Annotated in this window: 16 protein-coding genes; 12 read left to right on the forward strand and 4 right to left on the reverse strand. The window is 56.8% G+C overall.

Annotated elements, in window-relative coordinates; translation table 11 throughout:
- Nucleotides 1-5 precede the first annotated feature (5 nt).
- The gene (locus AC2FIZ_RS00880; protein ID WP_496790448.1) at nt 6-542 is read left to right on the forward strand and encodes a helix-hairpin-helix domain-containing protein; all 537 of its coding nucleotides are present in this window, start codon (nt 6-8) and stop codon (nt 540-542) included.
- Nucleotides 543-599: 57 nt separating this feature from the next.
- On the opposite strand, the gene serS is transcribed toward AC2FIZ_RS00880, so the two are convergent.
- Together serS and AC2FIZ_RS00890 are read right to left on the reverse strand one after the other, a co-directional pair.
- Complete coding sequence (gene serS, locus AC2FIZ_RS00885; RefSeq protein WP_496790450.1) at nt 600-1892, reverse strand: serine--tRNA ligase; 1293 nt, start codon at nt 1890-1892, stop codon at nt 600-602.
- Nucleotides 1893-1964: 72 nt separating this feature from the next.
- On the reverse strand, nt 1965-3626 hold the full coding sequence (locus AC2FIZ_RS00890; protein WP_142633078.1) for a mechanosensitive ion channel family protein: 1662 nt from the start codon (nt 3624-3626) through the stop codon (nt 1965-1967).
- 202 nt (nt 3627-3828) lie between these two features.
- Here AC2FIZ_RS00890 and yajC point away from each other — a divergent pair, with 202 nt between their 5' ends.
- From yajC to AC2FIZ_RS00940, 10 genes are all read left to right on the forward strand, one after another.
- Nucleotides 3829-4116, forward strand: a complete 288-nt coding sequence (gene yajC / locus AC2FIZ_RS00895) for a preprotein translocase subunit YajC (RefSeq protein ID WP_142633080.1) — start codon at nt 3829-3831, stop codon at nt 4114-4116.
- Between the two features lie 33 nt (nt 4117-4149).
- Entirely contained in the window at nt 4150-5811 is a 1662-nt protein-coding gene (gene secD, locus AC2FIZ_RS00900; protein WP_281994439.1) for a protein translocase subunit SecD, read from the forward strand.
- A 1-nt stretch (nt 5812) separates the two neighbouring features.
- The gene (gene secF / locus AC2FIZ_RS00905) at nt 5813-6787 is read left to right on the forward strand and encodes a protein translocase subunit SecF (RefSeq protein WP_142633084.1); all 975 of its coding nucleotides are present in this window, start codon (nt 5813-5815) and stop codon (nt 6785-6787) included.
- Nucleotides 6780-7526, forward strand: coding sequence for a sulfite exporter TauE/SafE family protein (locus AC2FIZ_RS00910; RefSeq protein WP_271947703.1), 747 nt, complete (start codon nt 6780-6782; stop codon nt 7524-7526). The genes secF and AC2FIZ_RS00910 overlap by 8 nt, the downstream gene beginning before the upstream one ends.
- Before the next feature lie 9 nt (nt 7527-7535).
- A complete protein-coding gene (locus tag AC2FIZ_RS00915) occupies nt 7536-7889 on the forward strand; it encodes an Mth938-like domain-containing protein (protein ID WP_281972390.1) in 354 nt (117 codons plus the stop codon).
- A gap of 113 nt (nt 7890-8002) precedes the next feature.
- Complete coding sequence (ccmA, locus tag AC2FIZ_RS00920; protein WP_142633088.1) at nt 8003-8617, forward strand: heme ABC exporter ATP-binding protein CcmA; 615 nt, start codon at nt 8003-8005, stop codon at nt 8615-8617.
- Nucleotides 8614-9270, forward strand: a complete 657-nt coding sequence (gene ccmB / locus AC2FIZ_RS00925) for a heme exporter protein CcmB (protein WP_496790452.1) — start codon at nt 8614-8616, stop codon at nt 9268-9270. Before ccmA ends, ccmB begins: the two co-directional genes overlap by 4 nt.
- 61 nt (nt 9271-9331) lie before the next feature.
- Entirely contained in the window at nt 9332-10105 is a 774-nt protein-coding gene (locus AC2FIZ_RS00930; protein ID WP_142633092.1) for a heme ABC transporter permease, read from the forward strand.
- Nucleotides 10102-10260 (forward strand): heme exporter protein CcmD, encoded by a 159-nt coding sequence (ccmD, locus tag AC2FIZ_RS00935; protein WP_281971899.1) that lies wholly within the window; start codon nt 10102-10104, stop codon nt 10258-10260. The genes AC2FIZ_RS00930 and ccmD overlap by 4 nt, the downstream gene beginning before the upstream one ends.
- Nucleotides 10253-10792 carry a DsbE family thiol:disulfide interchange protein gene (locus AC2FIZ_RS00940; protein WP_142633094.1) on the forward strand — a complete coding sequence of 180 codons (540 nt, stop codon included), beginning with the start codon at nt 10253-10255 and terminating at the stop codon, nt 10790-10792. The genes ccmD and AC2FIZ_RS00940 overlap by 8 nt, the downstream gene beginning before the upstream one ends.
- Before the next feature lie 199 nt (nt 10793-10991).
- Here AC2FIZ_RS00940 and acnA read toward each other — a convergent pair whose 3' ends face one another.
- Nucleotides 10992-13682 carry an aconitate hydratase AcnA gene (gene acnA, locus AC2FIZ_RS00945; protein ID WP_496790454.1) on the reverse strand — a complete coding sequence of 897 codons (2691 nt, stop codon included), beginning with the start codon at nt 13680-13682 and terminating at the stop codon, nt 10992-10994.
- 227 nt (nt 13683-13909) lie between these two features.
- On the opposite strand from acnA, the gene AC2FIZ_RS00950 reads away from it, so the two are divergent.
- The gene (locus AC2FIZ_RS00950) at nt 13910-14611 is read left to right on the forward strand and encodes a DUF1223 domain-containing protein (protein WP_496688478.1); all 702 of its coding nucleotides are present in this window, start codon (nt 13910-13912) and stop codon (nt 14609-14611) included.
- On the opposite strand, the gene AC2FIZ_RS00955 is transcribed toward AC2FIZ_RS00950, so the two are convergent.
- On the reverse strand, nt 14612-15535 hold the full coding sequence (locus AC2FIZ_RS00955; protein WP_496688476.1) for a lysophospholipid acyltransferase family protein: 924 nt from the start codon (nt 15533-15535) through the stop codon (nt 14612-14614).
- Nucleotides 15536-15547 lie beyond the last annotated feature (12 nt).

Here is a 15547-nt window from a genome sequence, read left to right on the forward strand (position 1 = left end):
CTCTGATGACCGCAGTGACCGATGTAAAGGGTGTAGGCGAGGCGCTTGGGCAAGCGTTGATTGCCAATGGCTTCAAGACCGCAGAAGACCTTGCGAGCGCGAAACCCGCAGAGCTCGTCAAAGTTCCCCGCATTGGTGTGGCACGGGCACCGGTTCTTATTGCGGCGGCGAAAGCAGCCGTTTCAGCCAAAACCACGACTGCGCGCGCAGCAACCAAGCGCCCAGCTGCTCGGAAGGGCGTTACTGCTGCCTCCCGGAAGCGGGCTGAGGAAACCGCCCAGAAGGCTGCTGAAGAGAAAGCCGCTGCTGAAGCCAAAGCGCGAAAAAAGGCCAAGGCAAAAGCCAAGGCTGAGAAAGCTGCTAAAAAGCTGCTGGAAATGGAGGCCGCATTCTCAAAGGCAAAGGACAAGGTGAAAGCCAAAGCCAAAAAGGATAAAAAGTCCAAAAAGGACGACAAGAAAAAAGATCAAAAACAGGACGCCAAAGAGAAAGTGGGCAAGAAGAAGAGTAAGAAAAAAGATAAGAAAAAGGCGAAGAAGTAGACCTCCTCCACCTTTTGATTTTCTCAGGACCGGCGCAGTTGGTTAGCGCCGGTTTTCTTATGCCAGCGTGCCGTCCCGCTGCAAGGTCAGTTTACCGCCAAGATAGGGGGCCAGAACCTTGGGCAAGGTCACAGTACCATCGGCGTTCTGACCATTTTCCAGCACGGCGATCAAGCAACGACCGACAGCCAGGCCGGAGCCGTTCAGTGTATGGACGTATTCCGGTTTGCCACCCGCTTCGGGGCGGAACCGCGCGTTCATGCGGCGGGCCTGAAAATCACCACAAGTCGAGACCGAGCTGATCTCGCGATAGGTATCCTGTCCGGGCAACCATGCCTCGATGTCATAGGTACGGCGCGCGCCAAAGCCCATGTCGCCCGTACACAGGATCACGGTGCGATAGGGTATGCCCAATTTTTCCAGAATACCTTCGGCGCAGCGTAACATGCGCTTTTGTTCCTTATCCGATTTGTCCGGATGGGTGACCGAGACCATCTCGACCTTTTCGAACTGGTGCTGGCGCAGCATCCCACGGGTGTCTCTGCCAGCGCTGCCAGCCTCGGACCGGAAGCACAGGGAATGCGCGGTATAGCGGCGAGGCAGATAGCTTTCTTCGATCAGCGTTTCATTGACGATATTGGTCAGCGACACTTCGGAGGTTGGGATCAGCCACCAGCCTTCACGGGTCTGATAGCTGTCCTCGCCAAACTTCGGCAGTTGCCCGGTGCCCTGCATCATTTCGGACAGAACCAGAACCGGGCCGTTGACCTCGGTTAGTTCGTTTTCGTTGATATGTGTGTCCAGCATGAACTGCGCCAATGCGCGGTGAATGCGGGCTACGCCACCGGACAGCAGCACAAAACGCGAGCCGGACAGTTTCGCGGCTGTCTCAAAATCCATACCGGTCTGGACGGCTTCGATCTCAAAATGCTCTTTGGGCGCAAAATCCAGCGTGGGCGGAGTGCCCCAGCGGTTGACTTCGACATTGTCGTTTTCATCCGCACCTTCGGGAACATCTTCGGCGGGCAGGTTGGCGATGCGGATCAGTTGATCGGTCAGAAGGGCGTCCAGATCCTTGGCCTCGGTCTGCATCTGGGCGATCTCGGCCTTTTTCTCGGCGACCAGTGCGCGCAGACGCCCGAACTCGGCCTCATCGCCACGCCCCTTGGCCGCGCCCACCTCTTTGGAGGCTTTGTTCTGCTCGGCCTGAGCGGTTTCGGCGGCCAGAATCTTGGCACGGCGGCTTTCGTCCAGGCGCAACAGGTCCGACGACACCGGCGCGTCCCCACGGCGCGCTAGGGCGGCGTCGAAAGCGGCTGGGTTTTCGCGTATGGCGCGGATGTCGTGCATGGTTCAGGTCCTTAAATGCGTGAATCACTGAACCTGCTTATGCACCATATGAAAGGCAGGGTGTAGCACCGGTTACGACTTATCCGTTCCCTCGTGTGCTTCATGTGCCAGATGGCCATCCCAGCCTTCAGTGGGGATTTTCGGCTCGGGTGGATCGGCGATGTAAGACGGGGTCATAATCTGCACATTGTTCTCATTGAACACAGCCACAATATTGCGATGCAGGTCTGACCGAATTTTCGGGATGATGCTGCCCCGCGTAGTATAGCCGTTGATCTGATAATTGATCGCATAGTCGGCCAGAGCGGTCCACAAAACGAATGGTTCTGGCTTTGCCTTGATTGCCTTTGTTCGGCGCGCGGCTTCGATCAGCATCGCTTCGACCTTCTCCGTGGGCTCCTCATAGCCGATACCAACAGTCGTATGCAGCAACAGCCCGCTACCATCTGTTTTCTTTGAAAAATTGATCACATCCGAATTCATCAACTGCGCATTTGGGATCGAGATCAACTCGTTCTTGATAGACTTCAGGTGGGTCTCCATCAGCTTGATCCGTACAACGTCGCCGATGTGGTCGCCAATCTGGATGCGATCGCCGATCGAGGTTGAGCGGCGGTAGATCACAAACAGCCCAGCCAGCATGTTGGAGACCACCGAATTCGCGCCAAGCGATAGCATCGCACCCACCAGAATAGTCAGCCCCTGAAACGCTGCGGAATCCGAGCCTGGGATATAGGGTACTGCAAACACCAATGCGATCAGGATGACCAAAACGCGGGCAATGTTGAATGTCGGGTTTACCCAATGGCTTTCAAAATCGCCCAGTTCGAATGTGCCGGCCTCGACCGCGTCAAAGAACACGCGCATCCCTTTGATGATATACATCGCCAACCAGGCGATCAGCGCCAGCATGATAAGGTTGGGGATATAGCTGACCACTCCTTTGAAGATCAGCAGAACCGGTTCGGTCAGATAGGTCAGCAACAGCTGAGCGAAATACCGGGTTTCGGCAAAGGAAAGCAGAACAAAAGACAGGTAGTAGTAAAAGCCCAGAAAGAAGACGACCAGCAATATGAAGTTCAGACCGTAACTGACGAGGGCTGCAATGGCTTCGGCTTGAACGCTTTTGGCTGTTGCCGTTTCCACGTCCTTCAGATGGCGCGATACGAATTTCAGGGTACGACGTCTGATGCGCCGGTGCAGCCACAGAATAATGGCGATGAATACGGCAAACCCCAGCGTCCAGCCCAAAGCCTCAAGCGCGCCGGATACACGCGCCTGTTCGGTTCGGTTTGCGCGGTAAGCGACAATCGCATCATGGATGGCCGAGCCATGGAGATAGGTGATGACGTCCAGCTCCATCTGGTCCATTTCGGCATCGGCGACGGTGACCGTCGATACCGGCACGCCATCAACCAGAATACGCGTGCCCAGTTCCGTATCCTCATAAGTGACAGTAACTTCGGGATTTTCCGAGGACAGGGCCACTTGGATAATGTTGTTCTGAACGGTCTCGGCCCGTTCGGGCGCGGGCAGGGCGCTGGATCCGCGCAGGAAAAACAGGCTTTCGCCGTCGATGATGACCGGCGCTTTGAAATTCTCTGATTGTTCAGAGGTTTCAGGCGTTTCGATTGGCGCATCCTGTGCTAGCGCCATCGCTGTGCTGAACATAATCCAGACAAGCGTGAACCAGATGCGCGAAAGCGTGCCAAGCGTTTGGATTAATTGAATCATCGGTCCTCCTGCCGGCCAACTATATCCCAGCCGAGCCCGGATCAAAGGACCGATCTGCGACCCCGGTGTATTTCTTTGATCATTATGAGACAATCATTGTAAAAACCTGTGCTGCCATTCCTTGCAAACAGGTGGTTCAGAGAATAGGTTCTCGCAAAATTTGCGGAGCATTTTCGCAGTACCAAACCAAAAGGAATATCCCATGGAAGGTGGCGCAATCGCCCAGTTTCTCCCGCTGATCCTGATTTTTGCGATCATGTATTTCCTGCTGATCCGTCCACAGCAGAAGAAAATGAAGGAACATCAAGCCATGGTCGAGGCCGTGCGCCGGGGCGATCAGGTCGTTACCCAGGGTGGGCTGATTGGTAAAGTGGCCAAGGTCAAAGAAGGCGACAACGAGATCGAAGTCGAAATCGCCGAGGGAGTCAAAGTCCGCGTGGTTAAATCGACCATTTCGCAGGTTCTGAACAAGACTGAGCCGGCGAAGTAACTTCGCGATATAATCCCTTGAAAAGGCAGGGTAATGCTGCAAATTGATACCTGGAAGCGGGTTCTGATCTGGCTGGTCTGCGTGACTGGCTTGCTGATGGCCCTGCCGAATGCGTTTTATACGCGCGTTGAACAATCCAATGACGCCAAGGCGGCGATTGAGCTTGGCGTCGACACTCCTGAAATGCAGGCCGAGGCGGCGCAATGGCCGAACTGGCTGCCGTCTTCGCTGGTCAATCTAGGGCTGGATCTGCGTGGAGGCGCGCATCTTTTGGCCGAAGTTCGGGTGGGTGACGTCTACGAATCCCGCATGGATGCGATGTGGCCGGAAATCCGGGATGCGCTGCGGGATGAACGTGCCACTGTGGGCACCATCCGTCGCCAGGACTCGGCGCCTGATGAGATTCGCCTTCGCATCAGTCAGCCCGAGGGCATGTCCCGCGCGCTGGAGGTTGTCCGAGGTCTGGCCCGTCAGGTGCAGACCCTCAGCGGTGTAGGGGCCACGGATATCGAGGCCCGCGCCGAAGGTGATACGATCATTGTACAACTTTCTGAGGCCGAGAAGCTGGCCTCAGACGACCGCACCGTGCGTCAATCGCTGGAAATCATTCGCCGCCGGATTGACGAGGTGGGCACCCGCGAGCCGACCATCCAAAGGCAAGGCACCGACCGTATTCTAATCCAGGTGCCAGGTATCGGCAGCGCAGGAGAGTTGAAAGAGATCATCGGCACGACCGCGCAACTGACCTTTAACCCCGTCGTTGGGCGCGGAACCGACCCCGATGCGATAGCGGGCGTTGGCGAAGAGGTGGTGCCGTCGATTGACGAAAATGGCGTCTATTACACGTTGGATGCCGCGCCGGTTGTAACGGGCGAGGAACTGGTCGATGCGCAGCCCGCGTTTGACCAGAATGGCCGCCCGGCGGTGAGTTTCCGCTTTAACACCTCTGGCGCGCGTAAATTTGGTGATTACACGCTGGAAAACATCGGGGCACCCTTCGCCATCGTTCTGGATGACGAAGTGATCTCAGCCCCGGTGATCCAAAGTCATATCCCCGGCGGGTCTGGTATCATCACCGGTAATTTCACCGTCGAGGAAAGTACAAATCTGGCTGTCCTGTTGCGCGCAGGGGCACTGCCCGCCGGGCTGGAGTTTCTGGAAGAAAGAACCATCGGCCCCGAGCTGGGCCAGGACAGTATCGACGCGGGTAAGGTGGCTACCATCGTGGCCTTTGTCGCGGTGCTGACATTCATGGCGCTCAGCTATGGCCTGTTTGGTTTCTTCGCCAATATTGCGCTGATCATCAACGTTGGCCTGTTGTTTGGTCTGCTTTCCCTGATTGGGGCGACGTTGACCCTGCCTGGGATCGCGGGGATCGTTCTGACGGTAGGTATGGCGGTGGATGCCAACGTACTGATCTTCGAGCGTATCCGAGAGGAACTGAAATCTGCCAAAGGTCCTGCCCGCGCGATTGAGCTGGGTTATGAAAAAGCGCTGTCGGCCATTCTGGACGCCAACGTGACCACCTTCATTACCGCTGTAATCCTGTTTGCCATGGGCAGCGGGCCAGTGCGCGGGTTCGCAATCACTTTGGGTCTGGGTATTCTGACCTCGGTCTTCACCGCGATCTTCGTGACGCGCCTGATGATCGTGATTTGGTTCGAACGCCGCCGTCCGAAAACGATCGAGGTTTGACATGAGACTGAAACTCGTACCCCAGAATACCTCGTTCGATTTCTTCAGTCGCTGGAAGATCTGGCTGGGTATCTCGGCCTTGATGATGATTGTCGCGTTTACGTCATTCATGCTGCAGGGCCTGAATTTCGGCATTGATTTCCGTGGAGGGACCACCATTCGGACCCAAAGCGCGCAGGAAATCGATGTCGGCACATATCGTGACGCTATTGCGCCGCTTGGACTTGGCGACGTGACGATCACCGAGATTTTCGATCCGAGCTTCGGGCCAGATCAACACGTCGCGATGATCCGCATTCAGGCGCAGGATGATGCTGAGGCTGTCAATGCGGCCACGATTGAACAAATTGGCGAAGCTCTTGCCGCAGCGGACCCCGGGTTGAAGCTGCCCTTCGAAAGCGTCGAATCTGTAGGACCCAAAGTCTCGGGAGAGCTTATCCAGACCGCCGTAATCGCGGTGGTGCTCGCCATTGGGGCGGTGCTTGTCTACATCTGGCTGCGGTTTGAATGGCAGTTTGCGCTGGGGGCTGTCGCTGCGCTGGTGCATGACGTCATCCTGACTATCGGCATCTTTTCCGAACTGCAGATCCGCTTTGATCTGGCGATCATCGCTGCGCTGCTGACCATCGTGGGCTATTCGTTGAATGATACGGTGGTCGTGTTCGACCGGGTGCGCGAGAACTTGCGGAAATACAAGAAAAAGGACCTAAAGGAGGTTCTGAACATTTCGATCAACGAAACGCTCAGCCGGACAGTCATGACCTCTGTCACCACCTTGCTGGCGTTGATTTCGCTCTATGTTCTGGGCGGGGATGTGATCCGCGGGTTTGTCTTTGCTATGATTTGGGGTGTGATCGTAGGTACCTATTCGTCCGTCTTTGTGGCCTCAACCATCCTGTTGTGGCTGGGCGTCAAGCGCGACTGGTCCAAGCCATCAAACACTTCTGGCAACCAGTTTGCCAACATCGATGCCTGAGTATTTTGGCCAGTCCCCCACAGGGCTGGCCATCATAGTTTTTGCTGCCTTTCTTGGCGGTGTAGTGCGCGGCTTTTCCGGATTTGGGACCGCCCTGATATTCCTGCCAATCGCAACCCCATTCCTTGATCCTTTCAAGGCGCTGACCTGCCTGACAATCATGGATATACTGGGCCCGCTGCCCAACCTTCGCCGGGCCTGGCGCGAGGTCGACAGGGGTGATCTGGTCCGTCTGGTGGGAGGGTGCGCACTCGCTCTGCCATTGGGGCTGTGGTTGCTGACCACGGTCGATCCACATGTATTTCGCTATACCGTTAGCCTGTTGGCGTTTCTTATGCTGGCTATTCTGGTGTTCGGTCTGCGCTATCACGGTCATGTCAGTCGCAAAATGGTTTTGGGAATAGGAGGCGCTGGTGGGTTTTTGGGCGGTGTCGCGGGCCTGCCCGGACCGGCCGTTATCTTGTTCTATATGTCTCGACCTCTGCCCGTGGCCGTGATCCGTGCGACGATCCTGTTATACCTGTTCGCCTTTGATTTTCTGCTGCTCGGGTACCTGACTGGCATGGACCGTATCACGCTGCCTGCTGTGATATTGGGTCTGGTTCTGGCGGTCCCCAACCTGGCTGGTAATTGGCTGGGTGGTTGGATGTTCCGGCCCGAGCGGGAAAAGCTGTATCGTGCCGCTGCGTATCTGGCGATAGCGCTTGCAGCCTTGTCGGGCTTACCGCTTTGGGGCTAGATGCCTCCTATGCGTATGAATGAAATCTCTTATGACAATGCGGCCCCTGTTGACGGATATGGTCCTGGGTTTTTCCGCATCGGTGGTCAGGTCTATGACGGGTCGGTACTGACCGGCCCGTCAGGATCAGCGAAATGGGGCGGGTACGACGACAGGGATGGTCTGTTGAAATTGGCGGGTCAGGTCGATGTGCTGTTTATTGGAACCGGCGCTGAGCTGGCCCATATTCCTTCTGATCTGCGCGCCGCCTTGGAAGATTCGGGGATCGGGGTTGAGATCATGAACTCTCCGTCCGCGTGCCGCACATACAATATCCTGTTATCCGAAGGGCGCCGTATTGCGCTGGCGCTGCTACCGGTCTGATCGGATTCTTTTCCTCTGTCCTTGCGCTTAGATGCCACCCAAATACGTTGCTGTCGGTATGCTGCGGCAAATCCCGCCTTTTGCCTCTGACGGCAATAGGATAAGCGGGATTCATGACATTGACCGTGACCGACCTGTCGATCGCCCGAGGGGGCGTTCCTGTGCTGGAAAATCTCAGCTTTTCGCTGGAGCCCGGAAAGGCGCTTATCCTACGCGGGCCGAACGGGATCGGTAAAACAACGCTGCTGCGAACGCTGGCAGGCCTGCAGCCTCCGCTTGAGGGGCAGATCGACGGGGCTGAGGACCGGATCGCCTATGCCTCACATTCCGACGGACTCAAGCCGACTCTGACCGTGGTGGAAAACCTGTCGTTCTGGGCGCAGGTCTTCGGCAGTCACAGCATTCAACCGGCCTTGGACGCGTTTGCTTTGACTGAGCTGTCGGATCGCCATGCCGGCAATCTGTCGGCAGGCCAGAAACGTCGATTGGGGTTGGCGCGGATGTTGGTCACCGAACGACCCATCTGGATGTTGGATGAGCCCACTGTGTCGCTGGATAAGAATGCAGTGCAGATGTTTGCAGACGCGGTGCGCGCGCATCTGGGGCAGGGTGGGTCTGCCTTGATTGCCACCCATATCGACCTTGGTCTGGACGGAGAGGTCCTGGATGTGGGGCCCTACAAGGCTAAACCGAAACCTGTCGATGATCTCGACGGAGGTTTCCTGTGATCGCCCTGCTTTTACGTGATTTGAATCTGGCCTTCCGTGCGGGCGGAGGGTTTGGCCTTGGCCTGGCGTTTTTTCTTATCGTCACCGTGCTGGTGCCTTTTTCAGTTGGCCCGCAATCCGCGTTGTTGTCCACGATTGCACCTGGCGTGCTATGGCTGGGGGCACTTTTGGCCTGCCTTCTGTCACTTGACCGGCTGCTTGCGCTGGATTGGGAGGACGGCTCGCTCGACCTATTGGCGACGGCGCCCCTGCCGTTAGAAGCGGTCGTAACGATCAAGTCTTTGGCGCATTGGCTGACTACGGGCTTGCCACTGGTTCTGGCCGCGCCCTTCCTGGGCGTTCTGCTTAATTTGCCTTTGCCCGGCTTTTTCTGGCTTGTCGTCTCACTTTTGATTGGCACGCCCGCGATGAGCGTCATCGGAACCTTTGGTGCCGCTCTTACGGTCGGCTTGAAACGCGGCGGATTGCTGCTGTCGCTTCTTGTGCTGCCTCTTTATGTACCGACATTGATCTTCGGGGCCGAGGTCGCGCGCCGCGGCGCAACCGGAATGGAAACGCAGACACCCTTGTTGATGCTGGCTGGGATCACTGCGGCGACGATTGCCCTGTTACCTTTTGCCAGCGCCGCCGTGTTGCGCATTAACCTACGGTGACACAGTGTAACTTTGACGGATGTCAATTGAGAATGAACCCGACTCGGACTAGATAAGGCCCATGTCTATCGCAGCCAAAGCCAATACCCTCTGGGAATATGCCAATCCGCGCAAGTTTCTTGCCACCAGTGAACGGGTGATGCCGTTCTTCTGGGGCGCGGCTTTGGTTTGCATCGTCATTGGTCTGGTGTGGGGATTTTTCTTCACACCCGATGATTACAAGCAGGGATCGACCGTCAAGATCATTTACCTGCATGTGCCCGCCGCACTGATGGCGATTAACTGCTGGCTTATGATGCTGGCGACCTCTCTGGTTTGGCTGGTTCGCCGTCATCATGTCAGTGCGCTGGCTGCGCGCGCGGCCGCACCTGTGGGCATCGTGATGACATTGATTGCGTTGGCAACCGGGGCGATTTGGGGGCAGCCTATGTGGGGCACCTGGTGGGCCTGGGATCCACGTCTGACCTCATTCCTGATCCTGTTCCTCTTCTATTTGGGCTATGTCGCCTTGTGGGAGGCGATCGAAGACCCTGATACGGCTGCCGATCTGACCTCGATCCTGTGTCTGGTGGGGTCGGTCTTTGCTATCCTCAGCCGTTATGCGGTGAATTTCTGGAATCAGGGGCTGCATCAGGGCGCTTCTGTCCTGCGGGCTGGTGCCGTGACTGGAGCGGATACCGAAGAGAAGGTCAGCAATATCTATTTCTATCCTCTGCTGCTCTGCATTGTCGGGTTCGTGTTGTTGTTCATCGCCTTGGTACTTTACCGCACGGGTACTGAAATTCGCACGCGTCGGACCAAGACTCTGCTGGCGCGGGAAAGGGCAAATGGATGATCCCTGATCTTGGAAAATATGCCGATACGGTGCTCTGGTCCTATGTGGTTTCCATCGGGCTTTTGCTGGCGCTGGTTCTGGTCAGCGTGATGAGGGGCCGCAGGGCGCAGGCTGAGCTGGAAAAAGTTGAACAAAGGATAAAGCGCAATGGCTAAGATCTCGCCCCTGATGATTGCGCCCCCGCTGATCTTTGGCGCCTTTGCGGTCCTTGCCGGTATTGGCATGTTCCGCGATGACCCAAACGCTTTGCCCTCGGCCCGTGAGGGCCAAACCGCGCCACCGGTTGTATTAACAGATTTTGCAGGCAAGCCACAATTTGACGACGCAACGTTGCGCGATGGACAGATCAAGCTGGTGAATTACTGGGCCAGTTGGTGCGCGCCTTGCCGGGTAGAACACCCAAACCTGCAGGCCCTGTCGGATGAAGGCATTCCTGTCTACGGTATCAATTATAAGGACAAGCTGGAAAATGCCGAGGCATTCCTGAACGAACTTGGTGATCCCTATACGGGTATCGGCCGGGATGAACAGGGACGCATGGCGCTGGACTGGGGCGTTTACGGCGTACCGGAAACCTATGTGGTCGACGGCGACGGAACCATTATCCTGCGCTTTGCTGGGCCGATTACCCAGCGCGTCATCGAAGGAACTATTCGGCCCGCTTTGGAAAAGGCTAAGGCCGATTAACGCGGCAGGGTGAGGGAAGAAACACCAGTCTTCTGAATGATCTGGTCACAATCATCCATCTTGGTGCTGTCACCGTCGCCCCTCTGGTTGGGCAGAACCAAGTGGGAGGTCGGTGAAAAAGCCAGGCACAGTATCCTGGCGCAAATGGAACGTAAAAAGGGCGCCCGACCGGGCGCCCTTTTTAGATTGCTCAGAGATCTTAGTCGGCCTTGGCCAGGTTCCGCAGCACGTAATGCAGCACGCCACCGTTTTCGATATATTCGATTTCGGGCGCGGTATCGATGCGGCACTTAAGGGTTATGGTTTTCTCAGAACCGTCACCGTAGGTGATGGTGCAGGGCACCTCTTGCAGCGGCTGGATCGTATCCAGACCGTGGATCGAGACGGTTTCATCACCCTTCAAGCCCAGCGTCTTGCGCGAGTCGCCACCGGTGAATTCGAACGGTACAACGCCCATGCCAACCAGGTTCGAGCGGTGGATACGCTCAAAGCTTTCGGCGATCACCGCTTTGACACCCAGCAGAGCCGTGCCTTTGGCCGCCCAGTCGCGCGACGATCCGGCGCCGTATTGCTCGCCACCGAATACAACCAGCGGCGTGCCCTGTTCCTGATAGGCCATCGACGCGTCATAGATCGAGGTCTGCTCGCCATCGGGGCCTTTGGTATAGCCGCCTTCAACCGCGTCCAGCATCTCGTTCTTAATGCGGATATTGGCAAAGGTGCCGCGCATCATGACCTCGTGGTTGCCACGGCGCGACCCGTAAGAGTTGAACTCGCGCGGTTGCACCTGACGGTCGGTCAGGTACTTGCCAGCGGGTGTGGTTGTCGCAAAGGAACCAGCGGGTGAGATGTGGTCGGTGGTGACCATATCGCCCAGAATGGCCAGAACCTTGGCGCCTTCGATGTTCGAAATGGTGCCGGGCTCGTGCCCCATGCCCTGGAAGTAGGGCGGGTTCTGGATATAGGTCGAGGTCGGTGGCCAGTCATAGGTTTCGGCATCGGTGGTATCGACCGCTTGCCATTTCTCGTCGCCTTTGAAGACGTCTGCATATTTCGACAGGAACGCCTCACGGGTGACCGTCTGTTCGACCAATTCCGCCACTTCTTGCTGGGTTGGCCAGATGTCTTTCATGAAGACATCATTGCCGTCCTTGTCCTGACCGATCGGTTCTGAGGTCAGGTCGATATCCATCGTACCGGCCAGCGCATAGACCACGACCAGTGGCGGTGAGGCCAGGTAGTTGGCGCGAACATCCGGACTGATACGGCCTTCGAAGTTGCGGTTACCCGACAAGACCGACGTGGCTACCAAATCGCCCTCGGCAATCGCCTCAGAGAGCTCTTTCTGGATTGGACCCGAGTTGCCGATACAGGTGGTGCAGCCGTAGCCGACAAGGTTGAAGCCGATCTTGTCCAGATCTTCCTGCAGGCCAGCGGCCTCAAGATAAGCAGAAACAACCTGCGATCCCGGTGCGAGCGAAGTTTTGACCCAAGGCTGACGGTTCAGACCCAAGGCTGCGGCTTTGCGGGCCACAAGACCAGCGCCGATCATGACATACGGGTTCGAGGTGTTGGTGCAGGAGGTGATCGAGGCGATCACAACCTTGCCCGATTCCAGGGTATAGTCTTCGCCTTTGACGGCGACTTCCTTACCCATGGGTCGCTTGAACGTCTCGGCCATTTCCCTGGTGAACGCCGCCTTGGCACCGGTCAGAGCAACATAATCCTGGGGGCGCTTTGGGCCCGAGATCGCGGGAACGATGGTGCGCATGTCCAGCGACAGGGTGTCGGTGTAGATCGGTGCGTAATCTGCGTCGCGCCAGAAGCCGTTTTCCTTGGCATAGGCTTCGACCAGCGCGATGCGATCTTCGTCACGGCCGGTGTTACGCAGATAGCGCAGCGTTTCACCGTCAATCGGGAAGAAACCACATGTCGCGCCATATTCCGGGGCCATGTTGGCGATGGTTGCCCGGTCGGCCAGCGGCAGACGGTCCAGACCTTCGCCGAAAAATTCGACGAATTTGCCCACAACACCCTTTGCGCGCAGCATTTCGACGACCTTCAGAACCAGATCGGTTCCGGTGGTGCCTTCGACCAGATCACCGGTCAGCTCAAAGCCCACGACTTCGGGGATCAGCATCGAGATCGGCTGACCCAGCATAGCGGCTTCGGCCTCGATCCCGCCGACGCCCCAGCCCAGAACGGCCATGCCGTTGACCATGGTGGTGTGGCTGTCGGTGCCGACCAGCGTGTCGGGATAGGCAACCTCGTTGCCATCCTGATCCGTGTCGGTCCAGACTGTCTGCGCCAGATATTCCAGGTTTACCTGGTGACAGATCCCGGTTCCGGGGGGCACAACGCGGAAGTTGTTGAAGGCACCCTGACCCCATTTCAGGAACTGATACCGCTCCATGTTGCGTTCGTATTCGCGGTCAACATTCATCTGGAACGCGCGCGGGTTGCCGAATTCGTCAATCATGACCGAGTGGTCGATGACCAGATCAACGGGGTTCAACGGGTTGATCTTCTGCGCGTCACCGCCCAGAGCCTTGATACCATCGCGCATGGCGGCCAGATCGACCACCGCCGGAACGCCGGTGAAATCCTGCATCAACACGCGGGCAGGGCGATAGGCGATCTCGCGGGGGTTCTTGCCACCTTTGGCGCCCCATTCGGCAAACGCCTTGATGTCGTCGACCGAGACGGAAAATCCGTCATCTTCGAACCGCAACATGTTTTCCAACACCACCTTCAGGGCGGCGGGCAGTTTCGAGAAATCACCCAGGCCGGCCTCTTGCGCGGCGGGGATCGAGTAATACGAGATGGACTTGCCATTCACGCTCAGGCTGCGGCGTGTCTTGGCGGTATCCTGTCCGACTTTGATGGGCATCTGTGGCCTCCCTCTCAAATGACGTGGAATATGGGATTCGCTGAGGGCTATCTGCATCACCCAAGCGCGCGGTTCAAGGTCCAACAGACCAGGTGCGGCAATTTTTGTATACCATTGCACACATTTTTGCGAAAACCTTGTGTCACCGGTCTCAAGAAACCTTGATTGGTGCTTGATCAGCGTTCCGTCTAAACCAGTAATGCACCCCATGAAACCCGAGAGCAAACATGTTCAAATCTGCAACCGCAACCGCGTTGGCGTCCCTGTTTCTGGCTACTTCGGCCATTGCAGAAAGCGGACCCGTAGTGGTGGAGCTGTTCACCTCGCAGGGATGTTCGTCCTGCCCCCCGGCTGACCGGATCATGCAGGATCTGGCCAATCGGGATGACGTCATCGGGTTGGCGCTGCATGTGGATTATTGGGACTATATCGGATGGGAGGATGAATATGCCGACCCCACCCATACTGAGCGTCAGCGCAGCTATGCCGGAAATTCCGGGCGTACGGTGATCTATACGCCTCAGATGGTAGTGAATGGTCAGCAGGATATTGTAGGGGCAGATACGGCAAAGCTGGATTACCTGATCGGCGACCATTCCAAGGCCGCTCCGCAGGCGTCGGTTTCGGCCTCGCGTACAGGAGATAACGTAACTGTTGACGTTTCCTCGATCAGCTTGCCACCGGATCAGGTCTATGACATCCGGGTGGTGCAATACACGCCAATGCGCCATGCTTCGATCCGGCGCGGAGAGTTGGCCGGACAAGAACTGGATTATGCCAATGTGGTCGAGGCCTGGACAGTAGCCGGGCAATGGGACGGGACAGCGCCTAAGACCTATAAGGTATCTTTGACGTCAGGTTTACCGGCCGTTGTGTTGGTGCAAGGGGTTGGCCATGGGCCGATTATTGCGGCAGCACGCGTTCGCTGATCAGGGCATGTCTTTGGCTTGGACGCCTAGCCCGTTCCAGGTTTTCCAGCGACGATGAATCCAGAACCACTGACCCATATGCTGTCGGACAACCGCCTCGAGGTCATCATTGGTGAACTGGGTCATCGTCTTTGGATCCGTATGTGGGACCGGTTCGTGCAGGATGATTTCGAAATCAACCCCATTGGGCTGACGCACCGCATAGCACGGAATCAGGTCGGCTTTGTATTTCATTGCCAGTTCAGCATTCAAAACCGACGTCACGGCCGGTTTGCCGAAAAAAGTCAGCTCTTCCCCGCCATGTGCGTGCAGGTCTGACACAATAGCGATGATCCCGCCTTTTTTGAGTGTCCGCACCATTTCGACCATCCCGCGACGGCCTTGTTCGAACATCGGGGCGCCGGTTTTGTAGAACGCATCGACATACATGTCGTTGAAGTAGGGGTTCGCCATTCGACGGTAGAGACAGCCAATAGGCTGACCGCTGCGTTCTTGAAGGGCAATACGCGCGGCCAGGTAATGGCCGAAATGCGCAGTGATCATCATCACAGGTCGCCCCTCTGCCAAGGCGGAATCAAAGGCAGCAAGGCCTGTACCCGTGACTTTGGCAAAGCGTTGGCGTTCTGTGAAATCCTCGGGCGAGAAGTGCTCCATGATCGCGCGCCCGGCGTTGTCAGGAACGGCCTTGCAGATGCGTTTCACTTCGGATTCAGTCAGGTCCGGGCAGGTGAGTTTCAGATTGCTGCGTACTCTTTTCGAGAACCCGACCAACGGTGCAAGGTTTCTCGCTATGGCGCCCATTGTGGCAATGCGTGTCTCATAGGGCAGCAACCGTAACGCTTTGATAACGCCTTTCAGGAACATGCCGGATACATAGTATTTGCCAAGCTCGGACCTGCTTAGTTCAGACTTTTCAACGGGCATCAGAAGGTCTCG

The sequence above is a fragment of the Ruegeria sp. CDSB022 genome (assembly GCF_059611145.1).